Source organism: Frankia sp. CgMI4 (genome assembly GCF_001756285.1).
Taxonomy (GTDB): Bacteria; Actinomycetota; Actinomycetes; order Frankiales; family Frankiaceae; genus Frankia; species Frankia casuarinae.
In genome coordinates, this window is the sequence record NZ_MAQZ01000054.1 from 17,848 (window position 1) to 39,074 (window position 21,227).

Sequence of the window (21,227 nt, forward strand, 5' to 3'; positions counted from 1 at the left end):
GCCGTCAGCGGCCGATGGTGCGGTGCAGAAACGCCAGAACGACGCCCATCCGTTCCCGGGTCGGGAAGRCACCGCCGTGGCCGGCGCCCGGCACGATCGTCACGTCCACTGCCGGCGCTCCGGCGGTGCGCAGCGCGTGGGCGAGTTCCAGCGACTGCTGGTGGGGGACCGTGCAGTCCGCGTCCCCGTGCTCGATCAGGAACGGCGGCAGCGGCCCGCGGCTCAGGTAGTTCAGGGGGCTCGCCACCCGTACCAGCTGGGGCACGGCTGTCACGGTGCGGCCGAGGAAGCGCGACTCCGGCGAGTGGGGCCGGTCGTGCTGGGCGTCGGCCACGGTGCACCGCTCGTTCGTGCGCAGCTGGGCGTCCATCGAGGCGAAGTTCACCGGGCCGTAGAAGTCGACGACGGCCTGGACGTCGCTGGACACCCCGGGGTTGCCGAGATCCGGGTCGTCGAACATCGCCACGCCGCTCGTCGTGCCCAGCATCACCGCGAGGTAGGCCCCGGCCGACGCGCCGGTCGCGGCGATGCGGGAGGGGTCCAGGCCATAGGTGCCCGCGTGGGCCCGCAGCCAGYGGACGGACGCCTTCACGTCCTGGACCGCGGCCGGGAACTTCGCCTCCCCGGACAGCCGGTAGTTCAGGCTGGCGACGGCGTATCCGGCGTGGACGAGTGCCCGGACCACCGGCAGGTCGTCCCGCTTGTCGCCGAGCATGAACGCGCCACCGTGGATCGTGAGCACCACCGGCAGGACCGTCCCGGGGACCACCCGGGCCCCCTCGGCACCCGCCGTCGGGGCCGGCGGGGAGGGGCGGTAGAGATCCAGCCGCTGTGCCGGCGAGACCGGCGCGTAGGGCACGTCGCGCAGGACCCACAGGCCGTCGGACTCCTCGGGCGTGCCGGCCTGCGCGAGTGTGCTGTTCGGGCCACCCGGGCCCGACGCTGTCGGCGACGAGGGGCGAGGGGTGGAGCCGTGCCGGGAGCACGCCGCCAGGCCCAGGCCGAGTGCGAGCATGCCGCCGGTGGCGGCAGCGGCGAGGAATCGGTGCTGGGCGGAGCGGATGATGACAATCTCCCTTCCGGAGGGCCGTCCGCRGGACGGGGATCGGCGGGACGGGGATCGGCCGGGCAGGGGTCAGCGGGGACGGAACTCTCGCCTCCGCCAGTCATCATGCCCTGCCGCTCTGACCGTTCCGAACGTCCGATCGCATGATGAATCCCTTGATCTTGGCGTTCACTGACATWCCAGACGGACGGCCCCGGGCGTTGTCCGTTCGGGACACCCGGATCACGGCCGGAGCCGGAGCCTGCGGCCGGAGCCTGCGGCCGGGGCCGGGGCCGGGGCCGGGGCCGGGGCCGACGCGGTGCGGGTGCGGGTACGGGTGTTGGTGACGGGTAGTGGATGTGACCAGCACCACACGGTGTGGGGAGCTGGTATTTTCAGTACAGTACGGTACTGTTTCTCTGGTCCAGGTAATGTTCATTACGCCTTCTCCTCGGCGTCGCGGCCATGMGCGTCGACTCCGGAGAAGCGTCCGAGACGGAAGGGCGAAAACCGATTTCCCCGCCGAGTGGCGCCGGGCGTGGCCGGCCCCGGGACGACGCCCGGGAACGGGCGATCCTGGACGCCGCGCTGGAACTGCTCGTCGAGGTCGGGTATGAGCGGATGAGCATGGTCGCCGTCGCGGCCCGGGCCCGAGCCAGCAAGGCGACGATCTACCGCCGATGGTCGTGCAAGGACGAGATGGTCGTGGAGGCCCTGCGCCGGCATGGTCCCGGCGACCGCGTTCCGGCTGACACCGGGTGCCTGCGGGACGACCTGGCCGCCGAGGTGCACCTCATGATCGACACGATTACCGGTCCCGACGGTGCGCTGCTCATCGGCGTGCTCCGGGCCGCGAGCGAGTCCCCGCGGCTGGCCGCGGTCGTGCAGGCCAACATCCTGCAGAACAAAGCGAAGATCGGCCGTTGCATGTTCGCTCGGGCCTCGCAACGGGGGGAGATCTCTGTGTCGGCCGATTTCGACGTKATTATGGAGATCGTCATGGCGATGATTTTCTGTCGCCTGCTCGTCACCGGCGAGCCGCTCGACGATGCGTTCGTCGATCATATGGTGGACGACGTGCTCATGCCGTTGCTGGCTGGCCGGCCCGGAACGACACTCCGGCCCGAAACACCCCCGTCCGGGGTCAACTCGAACGCCTGAGCTATTCCCTGCTCGAACTCCTGTTCGATGTCCCTGCCACTGCCACTGTCCCTGTCCCTGCCACTGCCGCGTCACCGACGCCGCCACGGACCGCCCGGTCCCGGGGGCGCCGTCCATCGGCACCATCCCCATCGGCACCATCCCCACCGCACCGGGTCGCCTCGCCCGAACTCGTGGCGTTCGTTCGTCCCCGTTTCAGGTCCGACCGGCTAGGAGCTTCCCTGTGACCACAACCCTCGACCACCAGGCGGAGGACCRTCCGGTGGACGCGGCTGACGGCTCGCCCGATCCACGGCGCTGGCTCGCGCTCTGGATCATCGCTGTCGCGCAGCTCATGGTCGTCCTCGACGCCGCGATCATGAACATCGCGATCCCGCACGCGCAGGCCGATCTCGACATCTCCACCGCGAACCGGCAGTGGATCATCACCGCGTACACCGTGGCCTTCGGCGGTCTGCTGCTGCTCGGCGGGCGCGTCGCCGACTACCTGGGGCGCAAGCGGGCCTTCAGCTGGGGACTCCTCGGTTTCGCGCTGGCCTCGGCGCTGGGCGGCCTGGCCCCGAACGCCGGGCTGCTGTTCGCAGCGCGGGCGCTGCAGGGCGCGTTCGCGGCCCTGCTCGCGCCGGCCGCGCTGTCGCTGATCACCGTCGCCTTCACCGAAAGCCACGAGCGGGCCAAGGCGTTCGGCGTGTACGGAGCGATCTCCGGCGGTGGCGCCGCGATCGGTCTCATCGTCGGCGGCCTGCTCACCGAGTACGCCTCCTGGCGGTGGTGCCTGCTGGTGAACGTGCCGATCGCGATCATCACCGCGGTACTCGCGCTGCCGGTGGTGCGCGAGAGCCGGGCGGAGGGCGAGGCCCGCTACGACCTGCCCGGCGCGGTGACGGTGACCGCGGGCCTGGTGGCCCTGGTCTACGGCTTCACCGTGGCCGCCGAGGATGGCTGGGGCGACGCCCGCACCATCGGGCTGCTGGTTGGTGCGGCTGTGCTGCTCGTGGCCTTCGTCGTCGTCGAGTCCCGCACCAGCGCGCCGCTGCTGCCGCTGCGGGTGCCGTGGGAGCGCAACCGCGGCGGCTCGTTCCTGGCCTCGCTGCTGACCGGGGCCGGCCTGTTCGCGATGTTCCTGTTCCTGACGTACTACTTCCAGCAGACGCTCGGCTACAGCGCCCTGAAGACCGGCTTCGCGTTCCTGCCGTTCAGCGGCGGGATCATCGTCTCCGCGGGGCTTGCCAGCMAGTTCCTGCCGCGCGTCGGACCCCGGGTGCTGGCCGGCACCGGCACGACGCTMGCGGCGGTCGGGATGGCGCTGCTCCTCGGGGTTGGGACGGATTCGAGCTACGTCGTGCACATCCTGCCCTCCGAGCTGCTGATCAGCATCGGCATGGGCTTCTCGTTCGTGCCCCTGTCGAACCTCGCGCTGATCGGGGTCGCCCCGCACGACGCGGGGGTGGCCAGCGCGCTGGTCAACACGACCCAGCAGATCGGCGGGGCGCTGGGAACCGCGTTGCTCAACACCGTCTACGCGACGGCCGTCACCAACTACCTGGCCGATCACGGGCGGGGTGGGAAGGCGCTTCTCGACCAGGCGCAGATCGAGGGCTACACCACGGCGTTCCTGTGGGGCGCCATCCTCATCGCGCTCGCGGCGGTGGTGATCGTCGTGCTCATCCGGGCCGGGCGGGAGTCGACTACCAACGTCGAGGTCGTCCCCGCGCACGCCGGCTGAGACCCGGGCCGGGCCGGCGTGAGCGACCGGCCCGGCCCGCGCCCGGCTGGCCGGCCGCCGCTTCGGTCAGTCCGCGAGGGTGACCTCGGCGGCTTCAGTCCCCGGCGTGGTCTGCCTCGCCGCGGTCTTGACGGTGACCATTCCGGCCTTTATCAGCCGCTGCAGCAGCACCCGCTGACCGGGGGCGAGCCGCGAGCCGAGCTCGCCGTAGACGACCGGACCGCGGCTGAGTATCTCCCACAGCTGCGGTGCRCCGTCGTGACTGTCCACCCCGCGCACCGAAAACCCCGTCGCGCCTGAGCCGGAATCGACGAGTGCGTCGGAATCGAACTCGAAACGGTGGCACGGTACTGGGGAGGCGGTCGGAGAAGGCACGCCGAGGCCGCCGTTCGCCTCGGCCGCCACCGGATCGGTCCAGTACTCGGCGACGGCGGCCCGTACCGCGGCGGGCGTGTCCAGTTCGAGGTCGGCCGGTGGGAGCACCGCTTTGAAGCCGGGGACATCCAGCGCCACGCCGGCCCGCATCCGGACTCCGGGAGCGGCGACCAGCACGGCGTCCGGTTCCGGCTCCGTCAGCATCACGTGCGCGCGAKCCTGCTGGTACGGACCGTCGATCGCCAGGTCGGACATTCGGCCGGTGCCGCGCGTCATGATCAGGAGCAGGTCGGGGGTGAACGCCGTGTTGAGCAGCGCGTCGAAGGACCGATCGGGCATGTCCAGATGCGGACTCGAATTGCGCCGGYGCCAGTATGCGCTGCCCGGGTTGTCCGCGCCGATCATGTGATACCACTGATCAATCGAGAGCGCGAACACCTCGGCCATTCCGTGCCACTCGTGGTCGTAGTCCTGCCACAGATCTCTCACCAGACCCGGGGAGAGTTCGGCGCGCAGCGTGGTGCGCAGCAGCAGCGCCGCCGAGGCCGCCTGGTTGGCCGCGAACGCGACCCCGGACGAGAAGAGGGGGTCCACGAAGTAGGAGGCATCGCCGATCAGGATCCAGTGCCGGTCGAGGTCGGCGAAGCGCTCATTGACCCGGGAGTAGTTGGTGACCGTCATCATCTGGTCGGAGATCGGCGTCACCTCGGCCACCAGGTCGGCCAGCCGCGGCACGCCGCGGACGGTGCGCAGAAAGACCTCGGAGTCCGTGAAGTCCTTCCCGGGTTCCTTCAGCACCTCCGGGCTCGTCACGATGCCGATCGAGTGCGTGAGCACMCGCTCCCCGTTCACGATCCTGGGGACGGGGATGTACCAGCACCAGCCGTCGGGAAACGCGAAGCAACCGATCGGCGAGAGGTTCTTCTCCCGGAAGATGTTCCAGTCGCCGTCGAGCCCCTGGGCCGGCAGGCCGCCCAGGTAGTGCTGCCAGATCGCGATGTTCCGGTAGCCGGACAACCATTCGCGAGGCTTTTTGGTGACCAGGCTCTGCTGGCGACCGGAGGCATCGACGAAGTACGCGCCGGACACGGCGGTGCCGTCGGYGAGCGTCACCTGACAGCCGTTGGCGGCCGCGGCGAAGTCGGTGACGGCCATCCCGGTGGTGACGTCGACTCCGAGGTCCCGGGCGTGTTCCAGCAGGATCTGGTCGAACTCTGAACGGTTGACGTGCAGTGCCCATCGGTGTACCCCGTCCACCGCCCAGTTCGCGTGGTCGAAGAACGCCCGGCTCGGACCCTGCCGCGCCCAGCTGTAGATACCGCCAAATTTCTTTACCCAGCAGTTGCTGGCCAGCACCTTCGCGAGCGCTCCGCTCTCTGCCAGCACCGGGATCAACGGGTGCGCGAACGACTCGCCGATGTGCTCGCGCGGGAACTCATCCTTCTCGAAGATCGCTACTTTCAGGTCCGACGTGCGGGCGAGCAGCGCGGCCAGTGTAGAGCCCGCCGGCCCGCCGCCGGCGATAATAACGTCGTAATGATCCCGCATGTCTTCTCCATTTCCTCGAATCTTTGCTCAGATCACATGAATGCGTTGGAGTCGCCGCGAGGAGGCCAGTGAGTAAGACCGTCGACCGTGTAGCAGCGCATGGTTGTCCGCGATCACGACATCGCCGGAACGCCATGCGTGCGCGTAGCTGACGGACGGGTCGTAGAGCCGGGCCGACAGATCGTCGAGAAAGTCCTCGCGATCATTCCGTGAGACGCCGTGGATGTCGAGGAACAGCGGATTGAGATATTCGGCTGGGTCGAGCGCCTCGGCAAAACGAAGAGTCGGCACACCCGTCACGGCATGGGGCACCACGAGGTCCTGCACGATGTGCCCGCCGTAGTGCTTGATCTTTTCGGTCTGGTAGTCGATCCGGACGCCGGCCCAGGTGTCACGCAGGTGCGCAGGCGCGGCGGAAATAATGCGGGCGGTGTCGCAGAAAGTCGTCTCCCCRCCGCTATCCGGGTCGGGAGCGCGTAGGCAGCGGAACACGATGAAGCGTGGCGTGAGCCGGGCGAACGCGCCGTCCCAGTGGAAGGRCACCGGACCCGTGGTGAACAGGTAGTTCTGTGGGTCCTCGTGCACCGTCAGGTCCAGCACCTCCCCGAAGTCCCAGGTCAGGATCTCGCCCATTCGCCGGCAGTAGGCGACGAGATCGGTGGTCGAAGGAGATTGGAAACCTCGTAGCACCAGCAGCTTCGAATCCGCGACGAACCGGGTCAACTCCTCGGGTGGCACGGCGGTCAGATCCGTGTCACTGGATGATTCGATCAACAGTCCGAACGGATGCAGCGAACGCCGCGGCGCCGAGCTGGCGTCGACCAGTGCCCCGGCACTCACGAGACGGTCTCCTTCACCCTCGAATCCGTCCGCATGAGATGCGGAGCGACGAAGTGACTCGGTCGTCCATTGCGCCAGACCACCGACGCGTTCAGCTTTTCGGCGGTGCTGCGCTTTATCAGCGTGACACTGTTGCCGTCGTCCATGGCGACGCCATGCCAGGGAGTGAGCCAGTTGTCCCTGGTTCTGATCATATGGATGCCGATTTTCTCGGAATGGCAGGGCTGGGGGTGGATCGACAGGCGGACGGCGGACGGGAACTGCTCGGCGACGAGTCGGCTCCAGGCGTTGCTGCGGCGGACGATCTGGTAGGCGAGATCCTTGCTGGCGAGCCGGAGTTGAGTGCGGCTGGTCTCCGGGCGCAGCACCAGCAGATCCTCGAACACGAAACGGTGGATGCCGTTGAACTGCGTCTTCGTGGCTGGGCTCGTGGCGATCTGTTGGCGCAGTTCCGCCACCGTTGCGGCATAGTTTTCCTCCAGTTTCCTACGCAGCTCGGTGAAGTCACCGGCGCCGAACGCGTCGTCCAGTGAGTAGAGATCGATATTGTGTGCTCTGATGTCGACCAGCAGCGCCTCCAGGTCGCTGCGGTAGGACGAGATGGCCTCGTCGGAGACACTGATCAGATCCMCGAACACGTGCCCGTCCGAGCAGACCGTGATCCTGGCTCCGGGCTCATAGAAATGGCCGATGTGCTCACACATCGAGCGCAGAAAGTCGAGCGCGATGCGCTCGGCGAGATCCGGCAGCGAGCCGAGGACCTTCTGCCTGTTGGGTGACTTGGCCGGGAAAGCGAGGATCACGAAGTGGATCGGCTCGTTCTGGTTGATCCAGTACTCGATCTTTGGGCGATGGATGTCGAAGCAGAGCTCGCAGGGCTGGGCCGAGCAGACCTCCGTCGGATCGGAGAGCCGCCGGAACTGAAACAGCAGATCGATGATCTCTGTTGCGGTTTCGTTGGGCATGGCTGATTAAGACTCCCTCTTAGAGTCTGTTTTAGAAGTACTCCGGTCCGGTATTCCAGCCTGACAAAGAGGGCTGTGACCGGTCGGCACGCCGAGTACCGGGATTCGATCCCATGGTGTAGCGCCGTTCGCGGTCAAGACAAGATTCAAAGCGGGTTCTTGGAAGTCTTGACCTGCGGTGAGGGCAGATAGGCGTTGCGTCAGCTCAGGTGAGCGATTCGCTAGCCAATTTTCTTTTCCAGCGGCAGGCCCAGATCGCGCCAGCCGGCCCGGGGGGAATCGGGCACCGGGCTTTCACCCATGCCGTACTGAAGACCTGCGACGGTGAAACCCAGCAGACCGAGCAGGGCGACGAGCTGACTGGCCGTATGGCCCACCCAGCATACGATGACGATTGTCTTGTCCCGAGGGAGAAGAGCGAGGTTGCTGTCGGACAGCACGTCCTTGAACCACATGTTCACGGCACCCGGTATATGGCCCGCCGCATACGCCTCGGGGGTGCGGTTGTCAAGGACGAAGTATGCGTCCGGATGGGACTCCAGGGATTTGGCCAGCTCGGGGGAAGTCATGTAGTTGAAGCGCGGCGGCATGTCGTCGACGTAGCGTCGACAACTCTCGAGCAGCCGTTGGTCAAGCACTACCATCAGCCAATCCTTTCTTCCTGAACAACTGGACATCACCACTCTGGGCGATACGTAGCAATTTAGCAACAAGGACTCCGCTGTCTCCTATGCGACAGACTGGAGGGAGATATCAGCGGGCACTACCGGCGGGCCGGGATCACCCCTGACCCCACCGAACACGACAACAACCCCGTCCCACGGGGTGGGAAACGGGGTCGCGGACCTGCTCCTCAAGGAGCGATTCATTGAGGAGCGCGGGTACTGACGGGCTGGCCAGAAAGAAATCACTGGCCAGCGCCACTGACGCCGGATGTGCTGCGGGAGGAGGAAACGGCACGGCCCAGCGGAGGAGGCCGCGAGCGGGACGAGGGGAGCGGAGGCCTGGCAGGAGCAGCCGCATGGCCGCGGCCGAGTTCGATCCGATGAGAAGGCGGGCGGAACCCGCGCGACGATCTTCGGAAGTCCCGTCTAAGGAGACCGTGTCACCTTGAGGGCATTATCGAGGCTGGTTCCGCGAGGGGGTTTTCCGACACGCTGGCCGGGGGGATATCAACCCGCGTCGAGAGGGCGATCAGGGAAAGCAGGAAGGCGCCGGCAGCCATGCCCGCCRCGACGACGAAGGACACCTGAAAGGCATCGACCGTGCCGCTGAGCATCGCGGTCGGATCTCCGGGATGAGCTGCGAGATGATCGGAGATGACGCGGGCCGACACCGTCGAGAGAATCGAGACGCCGAGGGCCGCGCCGATCTCCTGGGAGGTGCTCAGGAGTCCTGCCTCAACCCCGGAGTCGTCGCTGTTGGAGCCGCTGAAGGCGGCCACGTTGAGCGCGGTGAGGGAGGTCGCGAGACCGGCGCCGCACAGCACGAGCGSCGGCAGCAGCACCGCCGTGTACCTGGTGTCGGCGTCGCCCCGGGACAGGAGGGCCACGCCGACAGTGAGGAGGACAAGGCCGACGAGCAGCGCGGGCTTGGGACCGCGCGCGGAACGACTCGCTGTCGCCTGGGCGACGTTGGCCGCGAGCGCGGCCGCGGTTGCCATCGGCACGAATGTCAGCCCGGCCTTCATCGGGCTGTAGCCGAGTACCTGCTGCACATACAGGGCCACCAGGAGGAAAGCCGACCCGAAGCTGGCCCACACGAGCAGGGTCGCGCCGTTGGCGACGCTGAGACCACGCCGGCGGAAGAGGGCCAACGGCATGAGCGGGTCGTCGCCGCGGCTCTCGATCACGATGAAGGCGATCAGAAGAACGGCGGCTGATCCGAACAGAGCAAGGATCGCCGGGCTGGTGAAACCGCGCTGCTCCGCCTGTGTGATGGCCACGACCAGCGAGAACATCGACCCCGTCGCGGTGAGCGCGCCGGCGATGTCGAAGCCGTGGTGAGAACGGGTGTCACGGGTTTCCGGCATGATCCTTCCGACCACGGCGAGCAGGAGTAGACAGAAGGGAATTTTGATCGCGAACGCCCACCGCCATCCCGGCCCGTCGGTGAGGACCCCGCCCGCCAAGACGCCCACCCCGGCCGCCGCGCTGGACACCGCACCGAACACCCCGAGCGCCTTGTTTCTGCTCGGCCCTTGCGGGTAGATCGCGTTGATCGTCCCCAGCGCGGCCGGGGCGAGCATGGCCGCACCGAGCCCCTCCAGGGCCCGCCCAGCGAGCAGCACGCCGGTCACGTTGGCGAGCGTGCACACCACGGTGCCGACCGCGAAGACCCCCGTGCCTAGCCGGAACAGTCGCCGTCGGCCGAGTAGATCGCCAGCCCTGCCACCCAGCAGGAGCAGGCTGCCCAGGGCTATCCCGTAGGCCGTGACCGTGTAGGGCTGGGTCTCGCGGCTCATCTGAAGATCGGCTGCCAGGCTGGGCAGCGCGACATTCACGCTGGACAGGCTGAACACGACCAGGAACTGGCCGAGGCACACGACCGGCAGCAGCAGTGGTGATGCCGCAGACTCCTTCGGCTGAGCGGACCTCGACATACGCGCCTCCACTCCCCCGAGACCGACTTCCATTTCGGAAGGGATCCTAGATGCTTCCGAAATGGAAGTCAACAGATACACTGGCCAGGTGCTTGACCAGCACGACGAGTCCGACTGCCCGGCCGCTCGCGCGCTCGGGCTGATCGGCGATCACTGGTCCCTGCTGATCATCCGAGAGGCGTTCGGCGGCGCTCGGCGCTACGACGACTTCCGAACCCGTCTGAAGATCTCCGATCACACCCTCACTCGGCGCCTCGACCGGCTCGTCGATCGAGGCATCCTGCAACGCAGGCTTTATCAGCCACGTCCACCTCGTTCGGAATACGAACTGACGTCGGCGGGCCGGGATCTCGCGCCGATCCTGATGGAACTCGGCCGATGGGGCTCCCGATGGACTACGGGAGCCGGCCCGGATCGATCGCTGCCCGCGAGCCTRCTCCGTGCCATGGACGAGTAACCCGGCCAGGAGCAGGAGCTTCCTGGAGCGGCTCCAGGTGTCAACGGCGGCGCGTCAGTGCGGCCGAAGGTCCAGGGCCGGCCCGGACGCCCGCGCGTGTCCCGTCGGACAAGGAGGCCGGTGGGGACCAGGCCGAGGCTCGTCGCGGCCAGTCTGATCATCCCCGGTATCCGCTGCCCGATCTCGACCGCGCCTTCACCGTACTGATCGACAGGCCGGCGGGATCCGCCAAAGCCTTGATCGAGATCTGTCGCGAAGAAGCATGACTGAAAACATGACTGCTATACGGACACATCATACGCCTATTATTGGCGTTTGGTGGCAAGTGATGGCAAACAAAGGATAAGCGCTAAATTAGGCATCAAGCTGTGCTAGAACCATCGCGGAGCGACGCCAGCCGAGGGGCGGGGCGTGACCGTCGGCGCAGATGCACGGACGGCCACGCATCTGTCGTGACGCCGCGGCGCATCCCACCCGTGCACCTGGGCAGACAGGAGGATGGTCATGGCAGCGCCGCGCAGGAGATCTTCGTCGGGATCGGGCCGGACGTCCGCCCGCCGCCGGCAACCGACCCGGTCCCGCCGGGCCGCTTCACGGACGAGGAGCCGACGGGAACGCAAACATGTCCATCTCGCCTGCTATCTCGCCTTCGGTGCCGCCGGGCTGTGGCTCACCCTGCGGGGCACGTGGATCGCGCTGCCGGTGGCCCTGCTCGTGATCACCGTGATGTTGGGATTCCGTTGGCCGACGCTCTGCCGGGCCTACCGGACCGACGACGGCATCTGCGAGACCCCGGTCAACGGCTGGCTCACCGGATGCGCGAGTCACGCCCCCTTCAAACGGCGCGATCTGCGGGMGGTCGCCTGGCCGCCGAACCGCGTCTCGCCGTTTCACCCGATCGTGCTCGCCCTGCGGATTCCACCGCGCGAGCCCGAGGCGCAGCCGGACCTCGACGGCGCTCCCCGCCGAGTCACCATGCGTAATCTCGTGACCTCGCTGGTACTCGCCGTCGCCGTGTTGATGACCGGATTCGGCCTCCTGCTCGGTGCGGCATGACCGGCGGGAGCGGGCCAGCCGACGGCTCCACCGGCCGGAGAACGGTCGGAGAACGCGGCTCTACAGTTCGGATTCCCCGGCCAGCATCGCCCGGGAGCTGAGCCGGAAACCGATGGTCCCGTCCACGATCTTTCGGATCACGGTGGCTTTCGGATCCCTGCCGCCGACACCGTCGACACCCAGGGCGCCCGCCAGGGCCCGTAGCTGCGGGACCGGAATCCGGCCCAGGGCAGCCAGGTGCTCCCGGGCTTCCTCCCGGCTCGCGGCGGCGACCAGTGTCGCGTGCAGCTTCTCGACGTCCACGGACGCCGGGAGCCGGGAGCCGTCCGCCGCGGCACGACCGCCCGGGTCTGCTGCCGTGGCCGTGGGCGTGGGCGCTGCTGTGGGCGTGGGCGCTGCTGTGGGGCGCTGCTGTGGGCGTGGGCGCTGCTGTGGGCGTGGGCGCTGCTGTGGGCGTGGGCGCTGCTGTGGGCGTGGGGACGACCGCGAGCCGCGCCCGACCCGCCACGAGATCGTCAAGCTGCCGGACGTCCAGGGTGTCGAGCAGATCGGACACCTGGCGCAGGAGAACAGCCCCGAGACGGGCCGCATCCCGACCCGGGTGGCTGGCGGGYCGACTGTCAGGAGCCATGGTTCGCCGTCCGGATGCGTTTGAGGAACTCCTCGACCAGGCTCTGCAGTTCCCAGGCGAGTTCCCGGCTGAGCTGCTCGGTGAGAATGGCGRGGAGCTGGGCGCGGGCCGCGCCGGCGAAGTGCTTGTTGCTCTCCCGAAGCATCGCATCGAAGACGGGCAGCCCGAGGCTTCTGGTCTGTGCTATGTAGGGCCGCAGCGCCGAGACGGGCTGACCACCGTAGTACTGGACCATCGTGAAGACGACGCCCAGAATCATCGGTTCCAGTTTCTTCACGGCCGGCCGGAGGTCGGCCTGCAGATCAGCGACCTGGTTGAATTCCCAGGTGAACCGGCGCAGCCGGGACTGCAGGTGATCGATTCCGAGGGTGGACAGCTCGTCCGGGCGGGCCGGGATGAGCAGCTGGTCGCTGGCCGCCACGGCGGACCTCGTGATGACGCCGAAGTTCGGCGGGCAGTCGATGAGCACCAGATCGTAGAGCCGCCCGGGCAGGGTGGCAAGCCCGGCCGCGAGACGCAGATAGACGTCGAAGTAGTGGCGTGTCGACCGGTGGATCTGTGCCCCACCCAACCGCGCGGCGAGATCCATCTCGACGTCGCCGAGGGCAAGGTGGGACGCGATCAGGTCGAGCCGGCCACCGTTATGCGCGATGCGGGAGTTCGCCACCGTGGGGGCGGTGACGAGTACCTCGAGTCCCGGCACCGGCCCGTCCATCCGCCAGGCTTCGAACCACTGTTTGATGGTCCGGCCCTCGGCGAGGTGCGCCCGCCAGTCCTCCGGCCGGTAGAAGGAGAAGGTGAGGCTCGCCTGCGGATCAAGATCGATCAGAAGAACCCGTTTTCCCCAGCGGGCGATCTCCGCGCCGATGTTCGCCGTCAGAGTGGTCTTTCCGACTCCGCCCTTGTAGTTCATGACGGAGACCACTTTCACGGTGTCACCGCTCTTGTGGATGACCGCGATATATTAAGGTAGCCGTCAGGTTGGCTTCGTGGACTTCGATGATGTGTCATCCGGCGGTCCCCCTGTCGCGCACTGGCGCCGTCGTCCGTACGCGTAACCCGCKCCGGCCTTCTTCCTGCCAGCACACCACGTGCCGTTGACRCCACTTCCAGGATCCCCCGGACGGGTGAGTGCCGTGCGTGGACATTTGGYCGCCGATGACCATCGATCGTCCAGCTGATCGCACGTTGGGAGGGTCGTGGGAGAGGTCGTAGGGCAGCCAGCCGCGCACCGGCTCCGGACTGCCGCCACGCTGGACCTAGCCGACTGGTGGGTACACCATGGTCAACTCAAGCGAAGTGGGACGGTACCAAGACGAAGGCCCGCAAGTCCGGCCGGACACCCCAAGCCGACCGTCTTCCGTCAGTGCCCCTGCTCACCTAGTGCCCCCGGCCACCGTCTGCGGCATCGGGCCGAGACGAGAGGGTGAGTTTCGGGTGATGCTGGGTTTGACGCGGCGAGCAGGCGGTAGGTAATGGCTGTGGTAATCGGCGCACCCGACGCGCGCGGGGCCGGGAGGACCCGGTCCGGCTGTTGGCTCGGCGAGCGAGGAAGCGGTCCGCGGCTACAYCCGCGCCGCGACCCGCGCGACCATTATTGCAGACGAGCTGGCCAAGCTCGGAGACCTGCACCGCCGCGGACTGCTCAACGACCAGGAGTTCGAGCGCGAGAGGGCTAGGAGTCTCGCGTGAATCAGCATGGTCAAGCGGTGGGGAGCATCCATGGACGGTCTCCAGATTCTCCCGCTGGCAATCACCATGATGATCGGACCGCAGATCATGTCGGCGATCATCTTCGTTACCACGCCACGAGCCGGGCGGGTATCCCTGGGGTTCCTGGCCGGTGTGGCGGCCGCGACAGCGGCCGGTGTGGCCGTCATGATGGGCCTCGCCGCCTTGCTGGACAGCGCCGTCGACCTGGGAAGTTCGAGGAGTAACGGTTCGGYCGGCCAGATCATCCAGTACGTACTGGTGGGCCTGTTGGCAGTCGCCGCCGTGAAGAACTGGGTGCGGCGCGAAACGGTGGAGCCGCCGAAATGGCTGACGACGCTGATGGYGGCAGATCTGATGAAGGCGTTCCAAGTCGGACTGTTCGTCATTCTGCTGATGCCCTCGGACATCGTGATTATGATGACGGTTGGAATACACCTGCAGCAGAACAACGCGTCCTATGCGGCAGCACTCCCGTTCATCGGRCTGACCGTTACGGTGGCGGCACTGCCGCTGCTTGCCCGACTACTGTTCCATAGACGGGCAGAAGTCGCCGCACCGCGCGTCCGAGACTGGATGAACACTCACAGCTGGCTCATCAACATAATCGTCTGCATCATTTTCATCGCCCTCATCATCGACTGAAGCGGCTGCCTGAGTCCCCGCCCCGGAGGGCGAGCGCCGCACACAGGGCATTCGGCGGATCCGGCGATGAACCCGGTGCTGTGGGGAGGACGCCATGCCCCGGAGCTGGCGTACGAGTAATAACAATCCTGCGTCGCGGCCGTCCGGCGGCGCTGGCGCTCACCGCAGCGGCGCGCCGTGGCGGCCGATCAGGACGCTCTGTGCGCGCGTCGGGACAGCCCGGGGGCGTGCGGGGCAGTCCCCGGTAGGAGACCTGGCGTCCAGACTACGTGAGGCGGATCTGATTAACAGGGCGATGAATCTCGCCGCGATGATCCTKATGATTTTCTTTCCTTTTGTCATCACGCTGGCGGCGCTGTCGCCACTGCGGCAGGGCGGTGCGGCGGACATAATCATCGCGCGCATGGGGTTGAGCCATGATGCGGCGATGGCCGTGGAACGACTCTTTACCCCGCGGAGCGGAACCGTCCTCACCGGCTGGACAGTACTGGGAGTGCTCTGGCTGATAATTGGCGGACTGAGTCTGGCCGCGTCCGTCCAGTCCATTTATGTGCGGGTCTTCAGACTGAAGCCATTCGGGCTACGCGGCCTACTGGCCCAGGTCGGCTGGCTCTGCGGATTGATCTTCTTTCTCGTCGCTACCACGAGTCTCGGGGCGCTGCTCACCGGCACCGTGGCTGGTCAGGTCTGCTACGGCCTGGTAGCCACCGTGATCCTGGCGCTCTTCTTGTGGGTCGGGGTCCGGGTACTCACCATCGGCCGGATGAGCTGGCGGGACTCGTGGCCGACAGCCCTGTTCACGACGATCGGCCTGACTGGTCTGGGTGTCGTCAGCCGGCTGGCATTCTCGGCTTCCATCGTGGCGAACGAGCGCAGCTATGGCGGGATCGGGGTCGTGTTCACCATCCTGTCGTGGCTGATCGGTTTCGGTGTCGTCCTCATCGGGGGGGTAATCGTCGGCACGTGGTATCTCGACACCGAGCTGTCGGTCGCCGGCATCCTCAGAAAGTTTCACATCGGGAGGAGGACGGGCCGAGACCAAGCCCGGAAATCATGAGCTGAGCCGGTGCGCKGATCGGCGCCGAGGGCCACAAGGGCCAATGACGTGTGACCTGGTGTTGATCGTGTCCGGCGGACAGCAGGAGGTGACGCTGTGTAAGCGGCTGATCTGGTTGACTGGCGTCCTGCCCGTCTTACCCTAGGTTCAGGGGCGTCAACGTCGCCTCCACAGGGTCCAAGCCGGGCACCCGCATCGGCCGCAATCCGAGCCGGGCCGGTAGTGCTCGTGGTCATGACGCGCATGGCCGCAGCGGCAGCGCAGGATGAGTAGACCGCGGATCGACCTCACAGGGTCACCTCCGTCCGGATGGGAGTAATAAGTGAGCTAGATAAGTGAGTTAACTGCCTAAATGTCGTATGTGAGCTGGTCTGCTGGGTGTGTCTAGACGTTCGGGCGGAGATCGTCCAGGTCGTCCTTCCCTGCCGGCCCGGGACGCCCGCCTGGCCCTCGTCCACGACTCGGCGCCTTCTGCGCGTGACCACCCCGCGACTCGGCCCGGCTACGATCGGGTGGCACGAGGAACGTCCGTGACGGGGCGGTTTATCGTCTCCAGGTCCTGAGCGCCATAGCAAGCGACCCATCGGGAGACGATAGGGATCATGAGAATCTCGAGCGGGACCGGGGCATCGGGCACCTCGGCCGGGCGCCCCGCCGACGGGCGGCGGGGGGGAAACGCGCCGCCCGAGGCGAACGAGCGCGCCGTCATCCGGCGCCGGTGGTGGCCACGCCCGGCGGTGCGGCCGGAACCCGGGCGGCCCGGCGCCCGCCGGGGCCTGTCCGCCCGGTCTGGTCCGGTCGGTCGGGGGTCCGCGGCCTCTCCCGTCCCTCCTGTCCCTTCCGCACAGCCTGCCCCCCAGGCACCGCGTGCCCCGTCTGCCTCACCGGCGTCGTCTGCCTCACCGGCGTCGTCTGCCTCACAGCCGTCATCTGCCCCGCCGTCGACGACATCACCCGGCGTCCGTCCCGGCAGGAAGAGCGGCCGGATGCCCGTGCTGCCCCCCTGGAAACAGCCGTGGGCGCCTCGGATCGCCGCGCTGCTGGCTCTGGTTGTCGGCCTGGTGGACGTCATCTCCGCGGTCACCCCGGAGTGGCGCTCCCGCCTGGAGGACCTGCGGGTGCTCCTGCCCCCCGCGGCCTCCCAGCAGGCCGCCGCGTTCACCGTCGTCGTCGGCATGCTGCTCGTGCTGCTGACGCCGGGGCTGCGCCGCCGCAAGCGGCGGGCTTGGCGGGCCGTGGTGGTCCTGCTCGGCGTGAGCATCGTGCTCCACGTTGCCAAGGGTCTGGACTACGAGGAGGCGGCCGGATCGGCCGCGCTGCTCATCGCCCTGCTGCTGGTCCACGGGGAGTTCCGGGCCAAGGGCGACCCGTCGACGCGTTGGCGGGCGCTYGGCGTCGGCCTGCTGCTCACTGTCGTCTCGATCGGGATCGGGTTCCTGCTGCTTTATGTGCGCCAGGACCGGATCGTCGGCCCGCATTCGCTGTCCGMCCAGTTCGAACAGATCGTCGAGGGACTCGTCGGGATCCCCGGTCCGCTACGGTTCACCTCCGACCGGTTCTCCGGCCTCGCCGCCCGCGTGCTGCTGACGATGGGCCTGTTGACCATAGTGACCACCGGCTACCTCGCGCTGCGACCGCCCGAGCCCCGGCCCCGGCTGACCGACTCCGACGAGGAACGGATACGTGCCCTGCTGGCCCGGCACGGCAAGGCCGACTCGCTGGGATACTTCGCGCTGCGGTCGGACAAGTCGGTGATCTGGTCACCGACCGGCAAGGCCTGCGTGGCCTACCGGGTGGTCTCCGGCGTGATGCTGGCCAGCGGAGACCCGCTCGGTGACCGGGAGGCCTGGCCGGGGGCCATCAGGGAGTTCCTGCGTGAGGCGGCCGATCATGCGTGGACGCCGGCGGTCCTCGGCTGCTCGGAGGCGGGTGGCTTCGCCTGGACCCGCGCCGGGCTGTGCGCGCTGGAATTCGGTGACGAGGCCATCGTCGACACGGCGTCGTTCACGCTGGAGGGCCGGGCGATGCGTAACGTTCGCCAGGCGGTCGCCCGGGTGGAACGCGCCGGCTACACCGCGGTCGCGCGGCGGGTCGGCGATCTCGCGCCGGCCGACATCGCCCGGCTGAAGGCACAGGCCGCTGCCTGGCGGGGTACCCAGACGGAACGGGGCTTCTCGATGGCGCTCGGCCGCCTCGGCGGCGGCGCGGACGGCGACTGCGTAGCCGTGATGGCGTTCTCCCATGACGCGGGTCCCCATGACGCGGGTCCCCACGACGCGGACGACCCGGTGAACGGTGCTCCGGGCCACCCGGCGAACGACACGACAAGCGGCATCGAGGACGGCACGTCGCATGCCGACGCGGCCGGCACCGAGCCCCGGCTGCGCGCCCTGCTGCATTTCGTGCCGTGGGGCCCCAACGGCCTGTCGCTGGACGCGATGACGCGGGACCGGACCGCCGACAACGGGCTGAACGAGTTCCTCATCGTCAGCGCCCTGCGCCAGGCCCGCGAGCTGGGCGTCGAACGGCTGTCGCTGAACTTTGCGTTCTTCCGGTCCGCGCTCGAACGCGGCGAGCGCCTGGGCGCCGGGCCGGTCATCCGCTGCTGGCGTTCCCTGTTAATATTCTTGTCCCGCTGGTTCCAAATCGATAGCTTGTACCGGTTCAACGCCAAATTTCAACCCACCTGGCAGCCCCGTTATATCTGCTACCCCGCCAGTTCCGAGCTACCACGGATCGCCTTGGCGATGCTCGAAGCCGAGGCCTTCCTGGTCTGGCCCTGCTGGCGCGACCATCTGTCCGGGCTATCCCGGTTGTCCCGACTATCCCGGTTGTCCCGACTGCCCCGGCCTGGGACGGCCGGCCTCCATCACCGTGCCCGAAGAAAGGACACCTCGACCGGCCCCGGGCCGGACTGACCATCACCTTCAGTCTACGTCGTCCATATTGTCTACGTCGTCCATATTGTCTACGTCGTCCATATTGTCTACACCGTGGACACACTCGCAGGGGAGCGTGGATTTGGGGTCCCTGGTCGTCATCGGGAAGTGGTTCCTGCTGTCCCTGGCGGGAATGTCGCTCGCCTGCTGGGCAGGCTGCGGGTGRCTGGCCCACCGGCGCCGGGCGGGGCATCGGAACCGGGTGGGACGCCCCGCCGCGTTCGGGATGGGCGTCCTCGCCATGCTGCTCACGTTGGTGACGGCGGCGGATCTGGTCAATGCCTACTACGGCTACCTGCCGCGGGTCGACGACGTCATCGGGGTGAAGTCCTGGCCGACGGGGTCGGCGCGGGAGGCTGTGGCGCCAGCGCCGCCGCACCCGGACGGATCGGTTATCGACCTGTTGGTCCCCGGCACGCACAGCGGGTTCGGTGTGAAGGAGGCAAAGCAGGCACTGGTGTACCTCCCGCCCCAGTACTTCACCGAACCGCACGTCCGGTTCCCCGTCGTCTACCTTCTGCATGGCTCGCCGGGGGTGCCGGTCGACTGGTACCGGGCGGGCCGGGCCGCGCAGGTCGGCGCGCTGCTTGCCGGGGTCGGCCGGCCCGCGATCCTCGTCGCCCCGCGACTGAGTCACGGTTGGCTCGACGACAGCGAATGCGTCGACCGGCCCGGCGAGAACATCGAGACCTATCTGATCGACGACGTGATCTCGACGGTCGACCGGCGGTTGCGCGCCATCGCGGACCGAGCCGACCGGATCTTCGTCGGAATGTCCGCCGGCGGGTTCTGCGCGCTGAACCTCGGGCTAYGCCACCGTGACCTCGTCGAGACKATCATTGATATGTCCGGGATGTCGAAACCGACCCACGACGGCGGGATGGTCGGCCTGTTCGGGAACCGGCCCGATCTCGCTCTGGTCGTGGCGGCGAACACCCCGGCCCGGTACGCGGCGACGCTCCCACCATTCCCGCCGATGCGGGTGTGGCTGGACTGCGGACATGGCGATCATGAGGCGTTGGGCGACACGGAGGCGATGGCCCGCGCCCTGGGGGAGCGTCCGGGCTTCGACGTCGTGCTGCGGCTGCGCCCCGGCGGCCACGACTTCGGCGTGTGGCGTCCGGCGCTTCGAGACAGCCTGCTGTGGGCGGTACCGCCCGGCGTGACCATCCGCCCGGCGTGACTGTCGGCCCCGTCCGCCCGGCGTGACCATCCGCCCGGCGCGACCATCCGCCCGGCGCGACCGTGGCACATCTGGTCGGCTGCCGCGGTGCCGGGAATGACAGCGCCGGGCGAAGACATTCTTCAGATGGGCCCTGCTTCTCGTCAGGCGGGAGTGTTCCGTGGCGTGCTCGATTCCAGGCCGGGGCGATCAGCGGGGATGGGCCGCGCCGGCGGAGAACATCCGAGGTGGACCGGGGGCCGGAGTCCCATGACCGTCCGCACACCGGCCCCCGCCGGAGGCGACGACGGTACCGCCAGAGGTGACGACGGCCCCGCCGGCGCGGAGCACGTTCACGGGGCCGAGGGCGCCGCCAGCCCGTGGTCGGGACGCCCGTGGTCGGTCGTGTGGCGGCTGCCGGTGACCGACTCCTTGCTCGGCGCCCTCGTCGCGGCGCGGGTGTTCCAGTACGTCGACCCGGCCACGGCGACCCGCTGGCAGTGGGCCATGAGCACAACCTTCGACCAGATGCGCCACCATCCCCTCGGGGTGCTTGTGGGCAGTATTCCGTGGCTGCCCGAGGGGCCGTTGGCGCCGTGGCTCATGTTCGCGGGCCTGGCCGTGGGCGGCTTGGAGGCGACGGCGGGAGGCGCCACCGCGCTGGCCGTCGTGCTGGGTGGGCACGCCGGGGCGACGTTGATCTCCCAGGGTGTGCTGGACCTGCGGGTCGTCACYGGCGGGTTGCCGCGGACCGCTCTGCACGTCCTGGATGTCGGGCCGAGCTATGTCGTGGCGACCGCCCTGACCGCGCTCGTGGTGCTGCCCTCCCGCCGGTCGCTGCGCGCTCTGGCGTCACTGACCTTCGTCGTCGTACTCCCCGTGATGATGAAGGGGGTGAGCCGTGGGGAGCTCGACGCGGTCGGCCATACGGCGGCCCTCGCCCTCGGTGCGCTCGCGGGGCTCGCGCCACCGGTGCGCCGCCGCGCCGCGGCGCGGCGGGACACCGCTCGGCGCGGCTGGTGGGACGTCGGGGGGAACAGGAGGGCGAAGTCCGGCCACAAAGCGCGGTTTGGTGTGCGAAGATATCGTTGGATACGTGGACGGCGCGAGTCGGGTCTTGATCTGCATTTTTAGTGTGCGCCGCTGATCCGAAACGCCGACGCCAGCGGGCATGATGGTGTTAGCGTCCTGGCTGTCCGCTGCCACCACGGTCTGCTCGTCCAGTGCCCCATCGCAGAGCTTTCCTGGCTCATCGAACCGCCAAAAAGGGTCTCATCATGTCATCAAAGAGAAGATCTTCCTTCTGAC

The 21,227-nt window shown here is 68.0% G+C and carries 17 protein-coding genes; 9 read left to right on the top strand and 8 right to left on the bottom strand.

Translation table 11 applies throughout. From position 1 onward, the window contains the following. Window positions 1-4: 4 nt before the first annotated feature. Window positions 5-1,015: an alpha/beta hydrolase gene (locus tag Manayef4_RS07920; protein WP_070131146.1), complete on the bottom strand. Its 1,011-nt coding sequence runs from the start codon at window positions 1,013-1,015 to the stop codon at window positions 5-7. A gap of 495 nt (window positions 1,016-1,510) precedes the next feature. Between Manayef4_RS07920 and Manayef4_RS07925 the strand changes: the two genes are divergently transcribed. Further along, entirely contained in the window at window positions 1,511-2,206 is a 696-nt protein-coding gene (locus Manayef4_RS07925) for a TetR/AcrR family transcriptional regulator (RefSeq protein WP_083282345.1), read from the top strand. Window positions 2,207-2,429: 223 nt separating this feature from the next. After that, window positions 2,430-3,932, top strand: coding sequence for an MFS transporter (locus tag Manayef4_RS07930; protein ID WP_070131147.1), 1,503 nt, complete (start codon window positions 2,430-2,432; stop codon window positions 3,930-3,932). A 66-nt stretch (window positions 3,933-3,998) separates the two neighbouring features. Here Manayef4_RS07930 and Manayef4_RS07935 read toward each other — a convergent pair whose 3' ends face one another. The 5 genes from Manayef4_RS07935 to Manayef4_RS07955 all read right to left on the bottom strand — a co-directional run bounded on the left by Manayef4_RS07935 (window position 3,999) and on the right by Manayef4_RS07955 (window position 10,262). After that, on the bottom strand, window positions 3,999-5,855 hold the full coding sequence (locus Manayef4_RS07935; protein ID WP_070131148.1) for a tryptophan 7-halogenase: 1,857 nt from the start codon (window positions 5,853-5,855) through the stop codon (window positions 3,999-4,001). Between the two features lie 27 nt (window positions 5,856-5,882). After that, window positions 5,883-6,695 carry a TauD/TfdA family dioxygenase gene (locus Manayef4_RS07940; protein WP_070131149.1) on the bottom strand — a complete coding sequence of 271 codons (813 nt, stop codon included), beginning with the start codon at window positions 6,693-6,695 and terminating at the stop codon, window positions 5,883-5,885. Beyond that, window positions 6,692-7,660: an isocyanide synthase family protein gene (locus Manayef4_RS07945; RefSeq protein ID WP_070131150.1), complete on the bottom strand. Its 969-nt coding sequence runs from the start codon at window positions 7,658-7,660 to the stop codon at window positions 6,692-6,694. Before Manayef4_RS07945 ends, Manayef4_RS07940 begins: the two co-directional genes overlap by 4 nt. 221 nt (window positions 7,661-7,881) lie before the next feature. Continuing rightward, window positions 7,882-8,304 carry a rhodanese-like domain-containing protein gene (locus Manayef4_RS07950; protein ID WP_070131151.1) on the bottom strand — a complete coding sequence of 141 codons (423 nt, stop codon included), beginning with the start codon at window positions 8,302-8,304 and terminating at the stop codon, window positions 7,882-7,884. Between the two features lie 461 nt (window positions 8,305-8,765). Next, complete coding sequence (locus Manayef4_RS07955; protein WP_175443344.1) at window positions 8,766-10,262, bottom strand: MFS transporter; 1,497 nt, start codon at window positions 10,260-10,262, stop codon at window positions 8,766-8,768. A 61-nt stretch (window positions 10,263-10,323) separates the two neighbouring features. Here Manayef4_RS07955 and Manayef4_RS07960 point away from each other — a divergent pair, with 61 nt between their 5' ends. Together Manayef4_RS07960 and Manayef4_RS07965 are read left to right on the top strand one after the other, a co-directional pair. Beyond that, window positions 10,324-10,719 (top strand): helix-turn-helix domain-containing protein, encoded by a 396-nt coding sequence (locus tag Manayef4_RS07960; protein ID WP_011437141.1) that lies wholly within the window; start codon window positions 10,324-10,326, stop codon window positions 10,717-10,719. Window positions 10,720-11,223: 504 nt separating this feature from the next. Next, complete coding sequence (locus Manayef4_RS07965; protein WP_070131153.1) at window positions 11,224-11,775, top strand: hypothetical protein; 552 nt, start codon at window positions 11,224-11,226, stop codon at window positions 11,773-11,775. Between the two features lie 60 nt (window positions 11,776-11,835). Here the strand turns inward: Manayef4_RS07965 and Manayef4_RS25830 are convergent, their stop codons facing one another. Further along, window positions 11,836-12,078 carry a hypothetical protein gene (locus Manayef4_RS25830; protein WP_254665519.1) on the bottom strand — a complete coding sequence of 81 codons (243 nt, stop codon included), beginning with the start codon at window positions 12,076-12,078 and terminating at the stop codon, window positions 11,836-11,838. Window positions 12,079-12,395: 317 nt separating this feature from the next. Continuing rightward, entirely contained in the window at window positions 12,396-13,337 is a 942-nt protein-coding gene (locus tag Manayef4_RS07975; protein WP_070131154.1) for a ParA family protein, read from the bottom strand. Between the two features lie 791 nt (window positions 13,338-14,128). On the opposite strand from Manayef4_RS07975, the gene Manayef4_RS07980 reads away from it, so the two are divergent. The 5 genes from Manayef4_RS07980 to Manayef4_RS08000 all read left to right on the top strand — a co-directional run bounded on the left by Manayef4_RS07980 (window position 14,129) and on the right by Manayef4_RS08000 (window position 21,053). Beyond that, window positions 14,129-14,761, top strand: coding sequence for a GAP family protein (locus Manayef4_RS07980; RefSeq protein WP_070131155.1), 633 nt, complete (start codon window positions 14,129-14,131; stop codon window positions 14,759-14,761). A 319-nt stretch (window positions 14,762-15,080) separates the two neighbouring features. Beyond that, window positions 15,081-15,818, top strand: coding sequence for a ribonuclease BN (locus Manayef4_RS07985; RefSeq protein ID WP_254665520.1), 738 nt, complete (start codon window positions 15,081-15,083; stop codon window positions 15,816-15,818). 986 nt (window positions 15,819-16,804) lie between these two features. Then, a complete protein-coding gene (locus Manayef4_RS07990; protein ID WP_070131156.1) occupies window positions 16,805-18,736 on the top strand; it encodes a phosphatidylglycerol lysyltransferase domain-containing protein in 1,932 nt (643 codons plus the stop codon). 97 nt (window positions 18,737-18,833) lie between these two features. Then, entirely contained in the window at window positions 18,834-19,940 is a 1,107-nt protein-coding gene (locus tag Manayef4_RS07995) for an alpha/beta hydrolase-fold protein (protein WP_254665521.1), read from the top strand. Between the two features lie 249 nt (window positions 19,941-20,189). After that, window positions 20,190-21,053 carry a rhomboid-like protein gene (locus Manayef4_RS08000; protein ID WP_049760935.1) on the top strand — a complete coding sequence of 288 codons (864 nt, stop codon included), beginning with the start codon at window positions 20,190-20,192 and terminating at the stop codon, window positions 21,051-21,053. Window positions 21,054-21,227: the final 174 nt, after the last annotated feature.